15 protein-coding genes, 3 pseudogenes and 2 riboswitches are annotated in these 19064 nt (G+C 30.9%); of the genes and pseudogenes, 16 read left to right on the top strand and 2 right to left on the bottom strand.

Annotated features, from left to right (window positions below; translation table 11 throughout):
* Positions 1-107 precede the first annotated feature (107 nt).
* A riboswitch (M-box (ykoK) riboswitch) is annotated at positions 108-284 on the bottom strand.
* A 519-nt stretch (positions 285-803) separates the two neighbouring features.
* Positions 804-971, top strand: a riboswitch (M-box (ykoK) riboswitch).
* A gap of 277 nt (positions 972-1248) precedes the next feature.
* Complete coding sequence (gene mgtE / locus JFT89_RS11345) at positions 1249-2577, top strand: magnesium transporter (RefSeq protein WP_201039991.1); 1329 nt, start codon at positions 1249-1251, stop codon at positions 2575-2577.
* 160 nt (positions 2578-2737) lie between these two features.
* Positions 2738-3835, top strand: a complete 1098-nt coding sequence (locus tag JFT89_RS11340; RefSeq protein ID WP_098167494.1) for a phosphodiester glycosidase family protein — start codon at positions 2738-2740, stop codon at positions 3833-3835.
* A 326-nt stretch (positions 3836-4161) separates the two neighbouring features.
* Here the strand turns inward: JFT89_RS11340 and JFT89_RS11335 are convergent, their stop codons facing one another.
* The gene (locus tag JFT89_RS11335) at positions 4162-4971 is read right to left on the bottom strand and encodes a lipid II flippase family protein (RefSeq protein WP_098167493.1); all 810 of its coding nucleotides are present in this window, start codon (positions 4969-4971) and stop codon (positions 4162-4164) included.
* A gap of 242 nt (positions 4972-5213) precedes the next feature.
* Between JFT89_RS11335 and JFT89_RS11330 the strand changes: the two are divergent.
* The 10 genes and pseudogenes from JFT89_RS11330 to JFT89_RS11290 form a co-directional block, all read left to right on the top strand.
* A pseudogene (locus JFT89_RS11330) lies at positions 5214-5420 on the top strand (pyridoxal-dependent decarboxylase); the annotation flags it as partial.
* Positions 5419-5589 (top strand): annotated as a pseudogene (locus JFT89_RS30235) (DUF2187 family protein); the annotation flags it as partial. The pseudogenes JFT89_RS11330 and JFT89_RS30235, both read left to right, overlap by 2 nt.
* A 316-nt stretch (positions 5590-5905) precedes the next feature.
* Positions 5906-7183 carry a right-handed parallel beta-helix repeat-containing protein gene (locus JFT89_RS11325; RefSeq protein WP_201039990.1) on the top strand — a complete coding sequence of 426 codons (1278 nt, stop codon included), beginning with the start codon at positions 5906-5908 and terminating at the stop codon, positions 7181-7183.
* On the top strand, positions 7183-7689 hold the full coding sequence (locus tag JFT89_RS11320) for a nitrous oxide reductase accessory protein NosL (protein WP_201039989.1): 507 nt from the start codon (positions 7183-7185) through the stop codon (positions 7687-7689). The genes JFT89_RS11325 and JFT89_RS11320 overlap by 1 nt, the downstream gene beginning before the upstream one ends.
* 81 nt (positions 7690-7770) lie before the next feature.
* Positions 7771-8583 (top strand): ABC transporter permease, encoded by an 813-nt coding sequence (locus JFT89_RS11315; RefSeq protein ID WP_201039988.1) that lies wholly within the window; start codon positions 7771-7773, stop codon positions 8581-8583.
* Positions 8580-9275: an ABC transporter ATP-binding protein gene (locus JFT89_RS11310; RefSeq protein WP_016119309.1), complete on the top strand. Its 696-nt coding sequence runs from the start codon at positions 8580-8582 to the stop codon at positions 9273-9275. The genes JFT89_RS11315 and JFT89_RS11310 overlap by 4 nt, the downstream gene beginning before the upstream one ends.
* A 744-nt stretch (positions 9276-10019) precedes the next feature.
* Positions 10020-10457: a hypothetical protein gene (locus tag JFT89_RS11305; protein ID WP_002144126.1), complete on the top strand. Its 438-nt coding sequence runs from the start codon at positions 10020-10022 to the stop codon at positions 10455-10457.
* A gap of 201 nt (positions 10458-10658) precedes the next feature.
* Positions 10659-11699: an ABC transporter permease gene (locus JFT89_RS11300; RefSeq protein ID WP_201039987.1), complete on the top strand. Its 1041-nt coding sequence runs from the start codon at positions 10659-10661 to the stop codon at positions 11697-11699.
* Between the two features lie 3 nt (positions 11700-11702).
* Complete coding sequence (locus tag JFT89_RS11295; protein ID WP_098167487.1) at positions 11703-12986, top strand: permease; 1284 nt, start codon at positions 11703-11705, stop codon at positions 12984-12986.
* Positions 12987-12990: 4 nt separating this feature from the next.
* Positions 12991-13664, top strand: a pseudogene (locus JFT89_RS11290) (ABC transporter ATP-binding protein).
* A gap of 378 nt (positions 13665-14042) precedes the next feature.
* Here the strand turns inward: JFT89_RS11290 and JFT89_RS30230 are convergent.
* Positions 14043-14258 carry a transposase gene (locus tag JFT89_RS30230; protein ID WP_483862146.1) on the bottom strand — a complete coding sequence of 72 codons (216 nt, stop codon included), beginning with the start codon at positions 14256-14258 and terminating at the stop codon, positions 14043-14045.
* A 750-nt stretch (positions 14259-15008) separates the two neighbouring features.
* Between JFT89_RS30230 and JFT89_RS11280 the strand changes: the two genes are divergently transcribed.
* The 4 genes from JFT89_RS11280 to JFT89_RS11265 all read left to right on the top strand — a co-directional run bounded on the left by JFT89_RS11280 (position 15009) and on the right by JFT89_RS11265 (position 19000).
* Positions 15009-15746 carry a hypothetical protein gene (locus JFT89_RS11280; protein WP_201039985.1) on the top strand — a complete coding sequence of 246 codons (738 nt, stop codon included), beginning with the start codon at positions 15009-15011 and terminating at the stop codon, positions 15744-15746.
* A 62-nt stretch (positions 15747-15808) separates the two neighbouring features.
* A complete protein-coding gene (locus JFT89_RS11275) occupies positions 15809-17002 on the top strand; it encodes a hypothetical protein (RefSeq protein WP_201039984.1) in 1194 nt (397 codons plus the stop codon).
* Positions 17003-17182: 180 nt separating this feature from the next.
* On the top strand, positions 17183-17320 hold the full coding sequence (locus JFT89_RS11270) for a hypothetical protein (RefSeq protein WP_201039983.1): 138 nt from the start codon (positions 17183-17185) through the stop codon (positions 17318-17320).
* Between the two features lie 519 nt (positions 17321-17839).
* Positions 17840-19000 carry a ribonuclease gene (locus tag JFT89_RS11265; RefSeq protein WP_201039982.1) on the top strand — a complete coding sequence of 387 codons (1161 nt, stop codon included), beginning with the start codon at positions 17840-17842 and terminating at the stop codon, positions 18998-19000.
* Positions 19001-19064: the final 64 nt, after the last annotated feature.

Here is a 19064-nt window from a genome sequence, read left to right as displayed (position 1 = left end):
AGTATTTTTGTTTTGAAAGATTCTATAGCTTACACCCTGTTTTCTTACGCAAAAATCCCCCCTAGTTACATACTAGGGGGGATTTAAATTGGCATGACTAAATAAAGCTTTCCTCCCCCTAGTAGAGCTTTGGCACTATACAACGTAAAGTAATGGAAATTGATTACTTAGCTATCTTAAGAAGAGCCTTAATCCGACAATTCCTGTTCTACCCATTGGCGTCTTTCGACATTTTTGGGCAATAGCCTGTGTTTGTATAGGAGCCTCACCTAACAGGTTTAGCAATATAAATTTTATGTATTTGTTTCGTGTAGCCAGCATAAATACTTTTTTTTTGCTTGTCAAGTAAGCCTATTGCTAATTTTATATTCTTTATTGTTTTATGGATTTTGAGAAATAATGCAAGAAAATGTATTTAATCATCTCGTATAGATACTTATTTTCGGCCTGTAGTCTATAATTTGATTAAGTAGTTTAACCATATAAATTTGATAAACAGTAAAGAAGATTTTAATCATAAAATAAGATTTTTGAAGAATGTTCTTTTGAAGTACGGTATGACTAATAATTCAACTCCTGCTATAAAGTTACAAATTAATCATAAACAATAAGTTTCCTATACGAAATTTCATATATTTTATAACGTTTCTTCGAACTAATTGTATATAAATTTTATATCTTTTAAGTTGAATTTTAAATTTACAATAGAATCGAATTACATTTCTCTAAAAAGAATTTATTATGAATCTAATCGAAAGTTAGTTGACAAATATTAAATTCTGGTTTAAATTTTGAAGTAATTCAATAATCTTTGTTAGGTGAGGCTCCTGTATAGAGAAACGCTGCTGCCCAAAAATGTCGAGAGACGCCAATGGGTCAACAGGAACGGTCGGATTAAGGCCCTTTTTAATGTAGCTGGTTATAAAAACCTATGCTATACAGTGCTAAAACTCAACGAGGGAGTGGTATACGATTTGATAGAAAGGCACCTCTGGGATTTTTGCAGAGCTGTCTTAATAATCATTTATTTGTATTGTAAAAAACCTTTACTCCTTTTTGAGTAAAGGTTTTTTTGTTTAATGTTATTTATTTTTATCTTGTCTATATTCAAAAAGGAGGTAGTTCTAAATAATAAATTGATTGCAATGTAACTATTAATGCTCTAATAAAAATTTTAGACAGATAAAATAACACAAAACCACTCATGAAACTCTAGAGTCTCCCTTAGCAATATAAGGAGGAGTTAACATGAAGAAATTATTAAATGAATTACTTGTAACCCAAAAAAATTTGGATGCAGAGACAGTTTTACGTCATCCGTCGTATGATGTTGCGCAAGAAGTAAAACGGTTTTCAATTGAAGATCAAGTCATATTACTAGATAAGATTCCTGTATTAAAAAGCTCAAAAATTCTTCAACATTTGAGTACAGAAGAAAAATATAATATCTTAATTCACTTATCTGAAAACAAAGCTAAAAAGTTACTAGATTTACAACCGATTGATGAAACAGTAGATCTACTTCTAGCGGTTCATCCGGAAAAACAAGCTAAATTAATGGCGTATTTAAATAAAATTACAAAACATAATGTAAAAAAATTAATGGCTTTCAAACCTGAAACGGCAGGAAGTCTTGTCACAAGTGATTTTGTTGCAGTTAGAGGGAATTGGTCAGTAAAAATGACATTGAAGTACATTAGGGAGCATTCTGAAAATGTAGAATCAATATCTTATATCTATGTTCTTGATAGTCATGGTTATCTTAAGGGAATCGTTTCCATACATGAGTTATTACTAGCAGCAGATGAAGAAATATTATCTACTATCATGATTCAAGAGGTAATTTCAGTACACGCTGAAGTTGATCAGCAAGAAGTTGTAAAAAAGCTACTGAATTATAATTTAGCAGCATTACCCGTAACAACAGCAAATAATGAAATGATTGGTATTATAACATTTGATGACGTAATGAATGTTATGGAAGCAGAAGCTACAGAAGATATCCAAAAGTTAGGCGGAAGTGAACCGTTAAATCAATCTTACTTTGAATCTAGTATTTGGAGCATTTTCTTCAAACGTCTACCATGGTTATTGCTTCTTTTTGTTGCTGAAGCATATACAGGTACAGTACTAAAGTATTTTGAAGACGAAATTGAAACAGTAGTTGCCTTAGCTTTCTTTGTACCGTTATTAGTAGGTACTGGAGGAAATACAGGAACACAGGTTGTAGCAACAATTACTCGTGCAATCGGTATTGGAGAGGTGAAATTTAAAGACATTTTCCGTGTAATGAAAAAGGAATTTGCAATTGGCATGCTTCTCGGACTTGCACTTGGGGTAGCTGGGCTCACTCGTGCTTATATGTTAGGAGTTGGAACAGAAGTTGCACAAGTTGTAGCAATCACTTTATTATTTATTGTTATTTGGGCCTCTCTTGTTGCAGCTGTTTTACCTTTGATTCTGAGAAAATTAAAATTAGATCCTGCAGTCGTTTCTGGTCCATTTATTACAACATTTGTTGACGGAACAGGATTAGTAATTTATTTCATGGTTGCAAAAACGTTATTAAATTTGTAAATATACACTGAAATAAATACGAAATGTAGAATAAGTATTTTGCTTTGCTTGCCAAGACACAGTGGGGAACTCGGGAATGAGGGAAACAAACACTTTTGTCTTTAGGCAAATAATATCTTAAAGGATTCATTGAATGTAATTAATGCCGGAGGAGAAACCTATGAAACATCTAAGAAAAATCTTCAAACGAATTTTGCTTCTTTTTTCTATTTTCATGCTTATTGGCATAGGAATATTATTTGGTACTAACTATGGCCGAGATCTTCGTGTAACAATTGCTGGAAGTATACTAACTTCTCAGCATCCACAATATGCGAAATATACATTCCTATCCCAAAAGGAACTAGATAAACTGCAAGATAGAATTAATCATCCAAAATGGTCAAATAGTGATGAGGCTATTTATAAAAAAATAGCAGGAAAAAGATTAGAAGAATTAAAAAATCAGCCATTAGAAATTGATGTAGAAACAATTAAAAGTAATAAAGATAGTCGTTTTCTTTTCGAAGGAAAGTTAATTACCATTAGCAATCCCTTCAATGTTAAACTTGTTAGCCATCAAGGGACACAGGGTGATCAAAGAGGAGAAAAAATTAGCGTAATGGCAAAACGTAATAATGCACTTGTTGCTGTGAATGCAAGTGGATTTGCTGATGAGACAGGAAGAGGTGGAGGAAATGTTGCAACTGGAATAGTAATAGAAAATGGAAAAGCTATTGATACAAATATAGATAAAAATACCCCTACAATTATTACTGGTTTAACAAAGTTTGGACAAATGATAACAGGAAATTATTCTACCCAACAACTTTTGGATAAACAAGTCGTTTCAGCAGCAGGATTTATGCCACAGTTAATTGTAAATGGAGAAAAAATGATCACAGAAGGAGACGGTGGTTGGGGTTCTGCTCCACGAAGTATTATGGCTCAAAAAGAAGATGGCACAATAATGTTTCTAGTGATAGATGGTAGACAAACACATAGCATAGGAGCCACGTTAAAAGAGTGTCAAGATATTCTATATGAAAAAGGAGCAATAAATGCAATGGCAATGGATGGAGGTTCTTCTGCTACGCTATATTTAGGAGGAAAGGTTATAAATTCACCTTCTACATTATCACATGAAGATCGTTATTTACCAAATACTTGGGTGGTAACAGCAAACCAAAAACAAAAAATAAAGATGACAATTGATGGGAAAAAAATAGATACTAAAATATCAGATGAATTTGATGCGAACATTTCAACGAATTTATAAATTATTAAAAATGGAACAAATACATGATTTTTATTCCATTCGCTGGCAGATTCAAATTATCTTTAAGACTTAGAAATCCTTATTTCATATTCATGATTGGCACAATTAAACCAGCTATAAGAGCTGGTTCTTTTTTGTAATTCAATCTGTGACTCACTTTCGGTAGCTGTCATTTATTTTTAGGAAAGCTGTTTGGCGGGGAATTTACTACAAGTATTGAAAGTTTAGAAGTTGGTTATTGATAAAGTAAAGTGATTTGTTGTTGTTTTTAAAATGGTAGACGATTAATGTGAAATCGTCTACCATTTTATTCTCATATAAAACTTTCAAGAAATAAATTTAGCAAACCACGCTATATAATATGCACCTGGAACTAATATAACCTGAGCAACTAATGTACCTAATAATCTCGAAATTAATATCATAAATGTGAAATTCTTTAGTTCCCAATAACTATGATCGTCTTGTACAACTTTATCAGTTAAAAAAGATAATTTAGGATCAATAAGCAGTGTTAATAGAATCGTAGCTACTCCAGTAATAATGTTGGATGAAGACATCGCTGCTTTATCATAATCAGGAATTAATAGGGTTGCATACAATGCAGACATAACACCTACTGTAAATACGGCAGAAACAATTGTATTAATAATAAATAATTTAACTGATATGTTTTTTAAATTTACCCCTTCTAGATTATTTTTATTTATTAAAACAAAATAGTTTTTCATTCTTTTCAAATTAGTACTATTTATTAATTTGAACATTTTTAAAAACGAACCATCTTTTGATAAAGGTACTAGCGCTTTAGAAAAAACTTTCATAAAAAATGGTACTAATAATCCTCCAAGTATTACCCCCATAGTAGAACCTAATAACAAAAATCTAAATTGTTTAATTAATAATTCTAATCCACCATTTTTTGCTGCACTATCAACCAAAGAAGCAGTAAATGGTTGTTGAAACATATTAGAAAATCGGGCAATTAAAGACATAATATTATATATAGCAAAGGCCGATGCAACTAAAGCTAATTTAGCCCCAACAAGTCGAACTCCATATCCTAAAACTTCTATAGAAGTCATAAGCATTAAAAATAAAAAGATACAAATTACTTTAAAAGTAATAAACTCCATAATCATACCCCTTAAGTTTCTGTAAATGCATAACTTAATAACTATATTACAAATATTCAATATTTTCATTATAATATAAATCAAATTCTATTTCTATTTTATAATCACAAACTATACTTCTTTAATTTGAATGGTGGCAGTACCTTTTAATAGAATTGCCCCCTTGGTTTAACAAATACTCTTTTGTAAATAATATATTTGTTAAACCATTAATTAAGGGGGACTAGTATGCCGAAAGATCGATCGGAGGGCTTTCGTTAAAGAGACGCTGGCAAAACGCACGTAAAAGCGAGGGGAAGCCGGTGGATCGGCCCAATATTGTGTTTAGTTCTGCTGTTCAAGTCGTTTGGGAAAAATTCGCGAACTATTGGGAGGTTGAACCACGCTATGTGAAGGTCAGCCCAGAGCATCCCCGATTGGAACCTCAGGGGGTCCTATCAGCCGTGGATGCGTAAAAATCCTAACTTACAATTAACGGGATTTGTAGTGAGTGTTCTGCAGAATACAATTGTTGTAAATGTTTCACAAATAATGAAAATTGAAGTAGATGATGTTAGGCAAGTAGTAAAACATGGTTACTATAAAAAGGTGGTACATACGCAAATAAAAAATAATGTTCATAACTCTTATACGGCTGCCTTAACAAACTTTTCTTTTGTACGTAATTCAATAACTACTTGTAGTAATTTCTTGACTGGGTTTATATAAATATCGTATGTATAATTGCGAATAAATGAGTTGTAGGTATTGGCTTCTTTAAACAAACTTATTTGTTTAAAAATCATGTTCTAATGAAGTGTAGTAACTCTTTTACCTTCAGGTATAATCTTATATGTATCACAAAAACTACGTTTATTTTTCACAAATTTCACACAAATTATTGGTATTCTCTTCTATAGTGATAACTAATAGCTTTGAGAGAAGGGAACTGTATATGAAGAAGATTTGTTCTCCTCTTGTGTTATTTTTAGTTTTTTGTTTTCCAGGAGTAAGTATTCATGCGGAGTCTACATTACAATCAAAAATTGACGCGGCTTCCCCATATGAAACAATTACATTAGAGAATAGAGCTTATAATGAAACAATTAAAATATCGAAACCGCTTACAATACAAGGAGATAAAAATACTAAAATAATCTCTTGTGGTAAAGATCCTGTCATTACAATAAATAAGGAAAACATTATCCTTAAAGATTTGAAAATAGAACAATGTAATGATAATACTGATCAGCCAGCAATATTTGTAGAGGGAGATAAGCACTACATCAGTGGATTGGAAGTTCATACGTCATATATAGGGATTAAGTTAGAAAATGCTAGGGATATAAAGATTGAGAATAGTATGATCGTTGGACAAAGACGGGCTAATGGAATTGATTTATGGCAATCCAATCGCAATCTTATTGAGAACATCAAAATCCAAAATGCCCGTGATGGTATTTATTTGGAACAAAGCGACAATAATACAATAAAGGCAAATACAATCTGGCAGTCTCGTTATGGCATTCATCTTATGTATTCTGATAGGACAGTTGTTGAAAAAAATATATCAAAAGAAAATACAACAGGTGCTATGATTATGGGAACAAAGGAAACATCTGTAGTAGGAAATCGCTTTATTTACAATAAAAGTAATGTTCATGCACAAGGCTTATTACTATATGATGCGACAAAAACAAAAGTTTTACAAAATGAAATTGCTAATAATAGAGTAGGGGTTTATGTAGAAAAGGCAGATCACAATACTATTATGGATAACTCAATTTCTAATAATTTTATCGGTTTACAATTTAAAGATGCCAGTGCAAATGAATTTACTCAAAATGTAATGATGGGGAATGTTAATGAATCGCAAGCTACACAAAGCAGTGAAAACAATATCTATAATAATTATTGGGACGCTTCTTTAAAAGTAGATGCAGACGGTTCAGGTACTAGTAATATTCCATACAAAGCAGATGCCTATTTTCTTCTGTTAACACAAGATATTCCAGAATATCAGTTGTTCTTTCAATCACCAGGGATGCGTATTTTACAAAGTTTCATAAAAATTCCAGATCAATCTTTATTGCTAGATAAAGAGCCTAGTATGAGGCCAAAAGGTGTTCCGCAAAAAGGTGAGGGGATGGCATTTCAGTCTAACATTTTGATTGTAAGTGTAAGTATGTTACTAATGGGAAGTATATTGTTTATTTTAGGGAGGAAAAATTGATGAGAGTTAAGTATATGTTATTTGCTATTTGTTTATGTATGGTATTTGCCATAGTAGGATGTGGTAACAAAAAAACAAAACCGGTTGCTATTAATGAAAAAAATGATAAGTGTGATATTTGTAATATGGCAGTAATGGATAATCAATTTGCAACTGAGGTTATTTTAGAAAATGGAAAAGCTCTAAAATTTGATGATATTGGTTGTATGTATAAATGGATGGATGAACATAAAAATGAAAAAACACAAGAGAAATTTGTAAGAGATTACAATACAAAAGATTGGGTTGCAGTGGATAAAGCTACATATATATATGACAAATCAATTAAGACGCCAATGGCTTATAATGTAATTTCTTTTAAAGAAAAGAAAGATGCAGACAGCTTCGTAGAAAAACATACTGGGGAAATCCTTTCTTCTAAAGAGCTTGCAGAACATAAATGGGAAATGAATAAAGAGATGATGGGAAAAGAAAAGAAAGATCATGGTAGTGGACATTCTCACTAATAAGTGATTATTACTATGAAAAATTAGTGAGAAAAAGACAACCAACTATGGTTGTCTTTTTCAGTAGAGAGGTGAATAGCTATGTGGAATATATTATATTCAGAATGGCGTAGTGCAGCAAGGGGTAAACTTGCATACATGTTTTTGTTTCTTTGGATAACTATATTTTCTTTAATATTTGTTATGGAAAGAAATACCCCGTCTTTAGTAGGTTATACAAATGTGACGGGGACAATGGTAAACCTTATTTTATATATTGTACCCTTACTTATGTTAATTATAGGAGCATTTTCTATCGCAGGCGAAGTGGAAAATGGGAAATGGAGACTTTTATGTACGTATCCTTTAAAGAATACCTCATATGTAATAGGTAAAATAATCGGTCAATTTATAGCGCAAACAGCTATTTTTTCAATGAGTTTTGGAGTAAGTATAATCATTGGGTTAGTAAGCGGTAGTAATTTTGATATATTTTGGGTGGTAGCAACGTATATCTTCTCTGTTTTATTAATTTTTTTATTTTTATTACTGGGAATAACAATCGGTTCTTTTTCTATAACTAGGTGGCAAGCTTTAGCCATAAGTATCGTAGTTTGGTTCTTTCTTATTATGATGTGGCCAACGGCTTTAATTAGTGTTCTTAATTTTGTTCCATATTCAATGATTGCACCATTAATAAAAATGTTATTGTTTTGCAACCCAGCAGAATTCCTTCGAATTATATTTGTAATTCAATTAGGTGGTGGAGCAATATTTGGGCAAGTATATGATCAATTGGTAATGATTTTTCAAAGTAAAGCTGTTATTTGGATTCTACTAATATACTGCATTATCTATACAATCGTGTTCTTGTTTGTGGCGGGGTGGCAAATGGAGAGGAGAAGAAAAAAATGACAGTATTAAATCTCAAAGAAGTATGTAAAAGATATAAAAAGAAAATAGCATTATCTCCAATCTCATTTCAAAGTAAACAAGGAGAGTGTATCGTATTATGCGGTGGGAATGGAGCTGGGAAAAGTACGCTCCTTGATATAATTGCTGGAATTACAACACCTACAACTGGTACCGTTCAATTAGGGAATATAGAATTACAGAAAGATAGAAAACAGTATGTGAGTGAAATAGGTTATATGCCAGATGATTTTCATGCACAGCAAGATATGACAGTTCAAGAATTTTTATTCTTTTATGCTGCTTTTCGAAATATAGGAAAAGAAAAAGTACAGGCAGTTATTAAATCAATAGGCTTAAATGAGAAAAAAAATGAACGGTTACATAGATTATCTAAAGGGATGAGACAGAGGCTATTATTTGGGCAGGCGTACCTTGGAAACCCTAAAATTTTGATATTAGACGAACCGACAAATGGCCTGGATCCGTATTGGGTAGATGAGTTTTTAACAATATTAAAGACTTTAAAAAGAGATGGTACCATGATTATTTTTTCCACACATATGATGGATGTAGCTGCTGAAATTGGTGACCGGATACTCTTTATGAAAGAAGGAAAAGTCATACAGGAAATTAAAAATGATGGAGATTTAGAAAATTTAACGATAACATTACTACAAATGCATAGAAGATAAATACATTAGGAAACAGCTGCTTTCAGTATAGTAGCTGTTTTATTTTTACTTGTAGCTCTGATTCTTCGAGGAATTTTTGTAGAAAGACAGGAAACTGGATACTAATTTTATAGCGTGCAATATCGAATTACCAATAAAAATGATTCGTTTATTATCCATTTTCTTGTCCTAAAACAATGATAGGAATAGAAGTATCTACTTTCTTGTATAAAAAGTTACTACTTTCATAGTTTAAAATGCTGAATTATCAACGGAGGGAGTTCATTTAGTACCCATTTTCTTGTTCACATATTGAGACAAGAAAATGGGTACTTTTTTAAAGAGAGACACCAAAGTGGATACTTTTTAAAAATAGCAAAAACAGGAAACTAAATTTCATGAGTAAAAACCCTTAGTTGTTATAGTTATATTTAGAAATTCAGATGAATGTAATAGATGAATTGATTGTAAAATATATACATTTACAGTTGGTTGTACTATTATTATTGTAAATATTGAATATAGAAGGTGGTAAATGTAAAAAAATTTATAGTTAATACTTTTGGTATATTATGGTTGATTAGTGTAGTTTTGGCCCCTAGTTACTTATAAGTAATTTAGCAATGGAAAAACTTGTAATATATTCGAAAAAATAATTTTGTATATATTTACATAAATAGAATATATTGTTAAGATGAAAACGATACATAAATTTAATCATTTATGCATCTGTTATATAAATAAATTGAGATGGGGGACTATTTAATGTTAAGAAGAAAGACTATTGCTTTAGGACTTGCAGGAGCTATGATTTTACCGACCGGCAGTGTATTTGCTGATGAAAACACGGGTTCTAAGATTAATTCACAATCTATAGAACAGACTGAGCCACAGAACTTTACAGAATATTTAGGATGGAGTGAACTAGAATCTGATAAAGAACAAATACAATTTAGTAATCTAAATTATGCAACTCAAGGGGTTAGCCATGCAGGGTGGGCAGAATATAAGAATGATAAAAGAAGAGCTGTTGGTGAAACAACATGGAATGGTGTCTACCACTATACTCGCGCTCAATTGAAACTGTATTGGTCTGTCAAGGCAGATAGCGGTAGACAATGGGACTGGCATGAGACTAGAGCAGAATCTCCTTGGAAAAATGAATTTTTCAGTGCTCATACTTTTTATGGAAATGAAAAATAAATAAAAAACCTCAAAAAACAATTAGAATATAGGACTGCGTTCTGATTAGGATTAGCTAGTACAATAGATTGTTGTATATCAAAAATTGTACTAGCTATTTTTATTTGAGCTTTGTGAGTGAGTATATTTATGTTTTTATCCAATCTCCATGAGAACTGATTTTATTTTAATAGGAAATACTATGTTATTGGGGTGGACTGATTGTATATAAAACGGATAAAGAAATTCACAATAGAGGATGGTGTATTAAGTGCATATGTTATAATTTTCACCTTAATGATAAGCTTGACTACAACCTATTTGATAAAAATAAATGGCATTGATAAGATAACAAATAATTTTTATAGTAAAAATAGTGTCGCTTTTCACATAAAAGATGATAACCGCCCATTAAATATGCAGAACCTTTTAGATCATATAGATGAAAGGGATTTCATGCTGTTCAAAGAAAATGTGTTGGAACTTCCTTATATAAAAGGAATTTATAAATCAGGTGACATTACAACTCCCCCCCTAGTCAGCGGACGCTTTTTTCAAGCAGATGATTTTTTCAGAAATAAAAACATTGCGGTTGTCGGAAAAGATAATAATGATATTGTCCTCAAAAATGATAAAAAATACATCCAATTAAACAATACATCTTTTGAAATTATTGGTGTTATGGGGGAGGATTTTTCTACAAAATTAGACAAAATGATATACCTAAATTTAGATGCTGCACTGAAACTAGAAAATGAAAGTTATGGTTCTTATGTATTAGATGGTAACAAGGTTATGACATCTACGTTCGATAGACTCGAACAAGATATGAGATCCTCTATTTCTATAGTCAAAGCCGATAAAGAAACTGTAGGCAGTTCAAGGGTATTTGAAAGAAATAGAGGGGATTATGGAATATTCGTTCTTTTTATTTTAGTAATATTGAGTATGAGTATAATAATTTGTAGTTATTGGTTTTATAAAAAAAGAATTTCAATTTCTATACAACATGTAATAGGACATCGTATGTTTAATATTTATATGAATCTATTTAAGAAGCATGTTCTATTACTAATAAGTTCCTATTTTTTTAGTATATTTATGTTCATAATATTTAATTTAAACAATATCGACGCACATTTAGAGAAATATATGTATTCTTGTGGTTTAGGGATATTATTTTTATGTGTATATCATTTTATATTATGCATACTTGCTATGTTTATCTATTCTTCCAAAATTAGATTAAAGGTGTTGAAGTAATAATTGAGAACATTATTAATTGAATTGAAAGAAAGTTTGTTGAAGAAAAAGATGTTATCGATTTTAATTTTATTACAGACATGTTTGTTATTCGCCCTAATATCTGCATTGTATCTATCTTTTTATAAGATAGATACAAAAACGAAAAGCTTTTATGCACAATATGAAGGGAAAAATATTTATAAACTTTCAGATCAACTGTTTGATGAAAAGGAAGTAGAGTTTTTTTCAAATCCAAACGAACTACTAAAGGTGAAAAATTTTTATCACACTCTTTTAAATTCAAAGGATTTCCTTTACTTGAATACAACGTTACAACATATCGGTGTTCAAAATTTTAAAGGACAATCTATTTTCCTTCAAGGGTATGAAAAGGGGGATCCTAGACCACCTTATCAAAAAAAGGAAGGATTACCTTCTTTTGATAGAGTAAAATCTATACAAATAAACGACAATGTACTTTCAACTTTTGATGTAAAAGTACAAAAAGGGAGAGTTTTTAATAAAGAAGACTTTTTATTTAAAAAGGGAACGAAAATACCTATCATTCTCGGAGCAGAATATCAATCTACCTATAATGTAGGAGACACTATTTATTTTGATTATTTAAATCAGGAATTAGAAGGAATGATAGTGGGGATTTTACAAAAAAACACCTCATTCCCAGTTAATGGTGATTCGGAATTTTATGCCGATAGATATGTTATCCTGCCTGAATTTATTATGGAAGAAGTTCCACAGAATGCGGAAGTTTTAAGTTTTCAACAAAAACACTACTTACATGCTATTAATGGGCAAATTTTTACAAATAAAGATATGATTTCTGTTCAAAAGGTAGTTAATGCTATATCCCAAAAAGTAAGCTTTGATGATTATATAATAATAGGAGCAAATACTATAGGAATAAGTTTAATGTTCACAATGATGAAACAAAATATTCAGTTAATGTCTTTGTTTACTGCAGTAATATTTATATTCTGTATTATTAGTATTTCACTTTCATTAATTATGAAATGGGATACAAATATTAAAAAGTATGCTATTCATCTTATATCAGGAGCAACCGTTCCTCAAATTTTATTGTATGCCTTTGCAGAAATACTTTGTGTTATATGTCTTAGCCTTACATTAATCTTTTCATTTATGCAATTGGTGGGTGAAATGCCGATCAGTTATTATTTTACTCTGCTTGGTGTAAGTTTAATAATTATAGTATTAGGTATGTTACCTTTATCTTTCAAATTAAACCAATCTAATATAGTAAAAATATTAAAGAAAAAGGAATGAATTTATGATTAAATTAATTAATTTAGAAAAAACTTATAAGCTAGGAAAAAAACACAATATGTTATTCAAGGGATAGATTTAATTGTTGAACAAGGGGAAATGTTAGCAATCATGGGCAGAAGCGGTGCAGGGAAATCGACTTTACTGCACATACTAGCTGGATTAGAAAAACCAAATGGCGGAAGTTATTACTTCCAAGATAAAGATATCACACAGCTTAGTTATAAAGAACTTGCTTTGTTTAGAAAAAATAATATAGGTTTTATTTTACAAAATCATGCGCTTATTGAAGATAAAAATATATTCGATAATGTAGCTTTACCATTATTATATGGTAAGGCTTCAAAGAAAGAGATTCACTCTAAAGTGTTAAAGATATTACAAGAAATGGGTTTAGAGGATAAAGTTGATCAATATCCAAGTGAATTGTCTGGTGGAGAAGCTCAAAGAATTGCCATTGCACGGGCTTTAATAAATGACCCGGATCTGATTTTAGCTGATGAACCTACCGGTTCTTTAGATGAAGAGACCGAGCAAACAATTCTAAATCTTTTTACACAATTGAATAGAATAGGAAAAACATTCATATTGGTTACTCATGATGAAACAGTCGCTAATGTTTGTAATCGAGTTATTAGACTTAAAGATGGTTATATTCATGATGGATCTGTAAAGTAGGCCCAGTACCAGCGTTGCTACTTTGCCCCTGGTTACAGCAACGTTGATACTGGGCCAGATAGGTTTTTAGCTTTCGCCAAGTCGAACAGACCAAAAACGAGGAAAGCTTCGCTTGTTCACTTTCTCTAATGTGTAAAAGTCTTCTTTGATTTCTACTTCTTGTATCCAAACTTCACGTTTTCGCTTATTTGCATTTGCCTTCAGCTCTGTTTCATCAGCAATCCAGATATCACGGGATAAAAAACCATCCTTTTGAATTCGATGTAAGATATGATGAAAAAGATCTTCCCAAATGGAAAAACCTTGTATCCGATGAGTAAGGAATTTAGAAATGGTAGAATGTTATGGTATTTTTGCATGAGGAAAAACACCTAAAAATCATCTATATGTAGCGTTTTGTTTGACTTGTTTACATGTGAAACGGACAGAGCGGAACCCTTCAACATATTGAATTAACAAAATTTTTACGATAATGAGTGGAACTACAGAAGGGCGCCCCACAGGAGATTGATAGAAGGGTTTTATTAATTTATAAACAATATTCCAATTCATTTCTTTTTCAATACGAACCAAATGATGGTCTTGGTCATACATAGCTTCATAAAATTTACGGTTTTGTGTAATCTCAAAATTTTGTTGATTATAAAACTTAAAAAACGCCTCCTTTCTTTGCAACTGCTTATGCAAATAAGCTTGTAAAAGGCAGTAATAAACGTAAAAGAACCACCTCCACGTCAGCCAAACGTAATAAAGGTGGTTCAAAAAGACAATAAACTTTTTGCAACCTACCACCTAGCGGCGGCAATTACATATCGGACGGGATGTTTCCAGCATCTCGTCTTTTACTATTATGCACTAATTTAGTGTATTCTCCACCTATCAAATTTTGACACCGAATTAAAGCATACTTTTTTTTATTAATAAATATAAGAGATTCATAGTTAATTAAAGAAATATTCTTAACCAAAACCGAATAATACAATGATTCCCAAATCATCATAATATTACACTTATCTACAAAATATTCCATTTCGATTTAATAAATTGTATTATGAGATAGAACCTATTATTAATCTAAAAGGAGATGAAGAAATTATGAAAATATATGGGGTTTAAAGGGAGGGGAATAAGAAAAAAATATCAATTTGCGTTAAAGAGAAAGTGGAATATTTTAATAACCTTTTCTTGGGGATGGGAAAAGGTTTCCTATCTTCAATTATTTAAAAATTCACAAAATGCATTTACGGATACATTATTTGTAAGATATGATAAGGTTAATATCCTTATCATATGAAATATTAGTCAATTTATTTTTATGAAAGATTTTAATATGGAGGGGATATTATGAAAAAAATACATGCATTAACATTAACAATTGGTTTAATAACTTTAGCTATGGCTGTACCTACTGCTACTTTTGCCGGAAGTGAAGAGTTACCTCATTTGAGTGAAATTAAGAAAATGCAACCTGATCTGAGTACATCGGAATTATTATCAAGTATTGATGAAATGGCAAAAAATACAGGAAATACGAAAGATGCAATTGCTGAACAAATCTATAAAGAACTCAAAGCAGATGAAGCTTTAGGTACAAAAGAAGCAAATGAAAAAGTAAAAACATTAGGAGCTGGCGGTGGTACAGTTTCTGTAGGTAATAGCAATATGGGGGACTTCTTTTATACTGGTTCTTATACTGCATATTTGAATCATGGACATGTTGGTATGTACTATAGTTCAAATACAATAGTAGAATCTGTTCCAGACAATGGAGTACGTACACTTAGCACAACAGCTCGAAAAGTAGATAAAGGCGATGCTGTTGTCAAATCTATTAATACTTCTTGGCAAAATAAAAATGATGCTGCATGGTGGGCGAAAGATCGTGTAGGTAAAGACGGATATTCTTATAATTTCGCTACAAATAGAAGTACCACTCATTATGGAGCTAAAAATTGTTCAAAACTTATTTGGTCAGCATATAAGCTTAATGGTGGTTTAGACTTAGATAAAGATGGTGGAGCTGGCGTATATCCACGAGATGTTCGTGATGCAAAACAGACATCAACAATTAGAAATATCTAATAGAAAGAAGTGCAGCAAACATATTTGTTGCACTTCTTCTTTTAAGAAAGGAATATATCATAATGAAAAAAATACTATTTGCTATTTTAAGTGTAATTGTGGTTACAGTATTAGTCTATTATTTCTTTTTTAGTAACTCAAATGTGAATTTAATATCTGAGGAAGATGTTCAAAAAAAGGATTTTTTAAAGGATAAGCAATCTGTAATATACCTTTCTTCTACAGCTGATCAAGATATGGATGGTAAGGGGATTAGTTATGCCGTGTTTATTAATAAGAATGGCGAAGCAAGTGGTTATAAAATGAATGGTTTAGAGCTTGGTGGTATAGGAGTATCGGAAAATAAAAAAGAACTTTTATTAGAAAGTAAAGATAAGCTTAAATTTGTAGGAGAAAACTTTAAAGAGTTTAAGATGAAATACCAACATACAGGAGATTACAGAGCATATTTAAAGAACAGCGACTTGTTTGTGAATATCTATAATTCTGGCAGTAATCCTGATACTGGAGGATATGATTCAAATGTCGTATATGGTAATAAAAAAGGCATTCATAAAGGGAATATTCCACATTATCTTATAAGCGCTGGAGTGGATGAAGAAACTATTCCAATCATGACTCATGACATAGATAAAAAAGAGTATACTTTAAAAAGGTTAACATTTAATGATCTAAAGATGAAACTTGAAGATGTTACTGAAATTAGTGTAGATAAAAACATGACATATTCTAGTTATTCTTCTATTTTAAGTGATTCAAATTCTTACTATACGGTTTTAGTTGAAAATGATAATACAATTAAAGGTAAAGTTTATTTGTTGCGTGTCAATAAAACGACATTGAAGCAAGAATTAGTTTTGTTGTCTTCCGAAGAAGACTCTACAGCTTCAATACCTTTTACCAAAAATAATTCCGCTTATCTACATAACAATGAGCTATATTTTATAAATGGATTAGGCAATGTTATTACGTTTAATACACAGACAAATACAGTAAATACTAAGTTTAAGATTGATTATAGCGTAACAGATGGGGTTAGATATAATGAGCAAACATTCTTCCAGGGAGATCAATTATATGTATTAAGGTATGATAAAAATCGAAAAAATAATTATTATATAGAAATATATTCTTTGAAAGATGGTAAGAAAATTAAAGAAACTGAAATTAGTTGTATGGAAGAAATTGTTAAATCTGTCCGGGGAGGGAAATCAATTCATGCTTATGATTTTAAAGTGTTAGATCAAGGCAATTAAATAAGTAATCTAGCAAGATTTCTTCGCTTCCGTATGCCCCTAAATAATTGTTTAAAAACGATAAAAAAGAGCCGATTTCCGGCTCTTTTTTTATATATAGCGGACATTATATGAGCTTTACTTTGTTAAGGGAATGAATATCTGAGAAATGTAGTATTAAAATTTATATAGGAGGATTACATGATTAGAATTGCAATTGGAATCAACAAAAAAAACAAAAACTACATACCAGTAGGTATTTACATAGATGGATCTGTGAAGGAATTAACAATGAGTGACCTTACTGAAAAAGAATGTATCATTATAACAAATTATTAAAATATATGCATAGAAATGTTTTTCACTAAAAAGAAATGATAGCATATAAAAATTCAAACAATATAAAAAGGGAAGAGTGATTTCTTCCCTTTAATTTACCAGGTGTAACTATATAGAGGTAAAATACAGGTTGCTTCTCTAAAAAAGATGGTTCCAAAAAATGTAGAAGAAATCACTCGAATTCTATATTCTTACACATATTATTCGGACTTAGTTTTGTAAATCTATAAAATTTTAGTTTAGACTTTCTTGTCTAAATAGTCTGGAGTTTCATGTCCTTGTACACTTTATTGTAAAAAGACATGAAAGTAGCAACTAATTTTATAGTATAAAATGCTGAATTATTAACGGATACAGTTCATTTAGTACCCATTTTCTTGTCCTCATATCAAGACAAGAAAATGGGTACTTTTTTAAATTAAGACACCAAAGTGGATACTTATTAAAAATAGCAAAACAGGCAACTAAATTTGTTATAATTGATAAATATTACATTTGAATATTTGGAGGAATTGAATTTTGAACAAGAAATTATTAGCAGCTCTAACATGTAGTACTTTATTTATGGGGATGACAGCGTGTGAATCTAATGATACTGCTAGCACAGCGGAAAAATCAAAGCAAGAGAGCTCAAAAAAATCAAGCAATACACAGAAAAAAGCTACAAAAGAAGAGGTATCGGTAAAAGAAATAAATACAACTATTAATGCTGGACCCTATAAATATAGTCCTAATGGTTTAAATAATGAGCATTTCCTAATTTACGATAATGCAAAATTCGAAGATGATTTTGATGGACTTAAAGTATCTATAAACCAGCTATCTTTAACAAATAAAGAAAAAGTTTTGGACGGAAATGATATTGGTTCTATTCGTATAGCCTTTACAATTGAGAACACTTCAAGTTCTACTTTTACTCTTAACTTTAATGACGTACATGGTACTACTGATCAGGGCGAACTAACTAATACATTTAATGCTGCCAAACCAGCTCGTTTACACCCTACTTTAAAAATTGACGATACAATGGATAATAAAGTTGTATTTAATAACTACGGCACCCAAGATTTAGAATCAATAAACTGGGTTGATTTTACTTTTGAAATACAGAAACAAAGTCCAGAACTGACAATTGTAAAAACTCGAAAATATAAAATTCGATTCAATATAGATCAACATTATGGAGGAACTACAACTAAACAAGAGATGCCTCAATCTTCTTCAAATCCGGATGCTGTTACATACAAAAATGAAATTAAACCTAAAATTGATTCCATGATAAAAGAGTTTAATGATATATGGAATCAAGAAGTAAAATCAATTTTCAACAAAGAGGAGAAAACTTTGGCAACTGTAAACCAAAATACTTTACAAGAACAGATGGAGCTTGTATCTACTAAATACAGAGAATTATCTAATGAGAATAGCTACTTTAATGCCTTTGATAAAATAAATGATCCAACTTTAAAAGAGAAAATAAATAAATTTAGAGAAGATTTTGGTGCTGCGGCAAATTATAGAGGAAATGCAGCAAATGCTATATTGGAAGGAATACGAGGTGTAGCTCCAATGGAAGACAGAATGAAAGAAGCACGAAAATCCATTAAAATTTCTGAACAAAAGTTTAATAACGCTTCAACTCATTTAACTGAATTTGAAACAAAACTAAATAGTAAATAGTATAAAAAAGAGAGCCCTGCTCTCTTTTTTAGTTCTCAGTAAAACCTAATTAAATGTGAAGTTC

Origin of the sequence: Bacillus sp. TH25, from assembly GCF_016650935.1 — a bacterium.
Classification (GTDB): Bacteria; Bacillota; Bacilli; order Bacillales; family Bacillaceae_G; genus Bacillus_A; species Bacillus_A mycoides.
Note: the sequence above shows the minus strand (reverse complement) of the source record. Positions and strands in the feature narration are given on the sequence as shown.

What these genes read in the sequence shown, in the direction of transcription:
- mgtE (WP_201039991.1), top strand. Translation starts at nt 1,249, where the DNA reads ATGAAGAAATTATTAAATGAATTACTTGTAACCCAAAAAAATTTGGAT.
- JFT89_RS11340 (WP_098167494.1), top strand. Translation starts at nt 2,738, where the DNA reads ATGAAACATCTAAGAAAAATCTTCAAACGAATTTTGCTTCTTTTTTCT.
- JFT89_RS11335 (WP_098167493.1), bottom strand. Translation starts at nt 4,971, where the DNA reads ATGGAGTTTATTACTTTTAAAGTAATTTGTATCTTTTTATTTTTAATG.
- JFT89_RS11325 (WP_201039990.1), top strand. Translation starts at nt 5,906, where the DNA reads ATGAAGAAGATTTGTTCTCCTCTTGTGTTATTTTTAGTTTTTTGTTTT.
- JFT89_RS11320 (WP_201039989.1), top strand. Translation starts at nt 7,183, where the DNA reads ATGAGAGTTAAGTATATGTTATTTGCTATTTGTTTATGTATGGTATTT.
- JFT89_RS11315 (WP_201039988.1), top strand. Translation starts at nt 7,771, where the DNA reads ATGTGGAATATATTATATTCAGAATGGCGTAGTGCAGCAAGGGGTAAA.
- JFT89_RS11310 (WP_016119309.1), top strand. Translation starts at nt 8,580, where the DNA reads ATGACAGTATTAAATCTCAAAGAAGTATGTAAAAGATATAAAAAGAAA.
- JFT89_RS11305 (WP_002144126.1), top strand. Translation starts at nt 10,020, where the DNA reads ATGTTAAGAAGAAAGACTATTGCTTTAGGACTTGCAGGAGCTATGATT.
- JFT89_RS30230 (WP_483862146.1), bottom strand. Translation starts at nt 14,258, where the DNA reads ATGTATGACCAAGACCATCATTTGGTTCGTATTGAAAAAGAAATGAAT.
- JFT89_RS11280 (WP_201039985.1), top strand. Translation starts at nt 15,009, where the DNA reads ATGAAAAAAATACATGCATTAACATTAACAATTGGTTTAATAACTTTA.
- JFT89_RS11275 (WP_201039984.1), top strand. Translation starts at nt 15,809, where the DNA reads ATGAAAAAAATACTATTTGCTATTTTAAGTGTAATTGTGGTTACAGTA.
- JFT89_RS11270 (WP_201039983.1), top strand. Translation starts at nt 17,183, where the DNA reads ATGATTAGAATTGCAATTGGAATCAACAAAAAAAACAAAAACTACATA.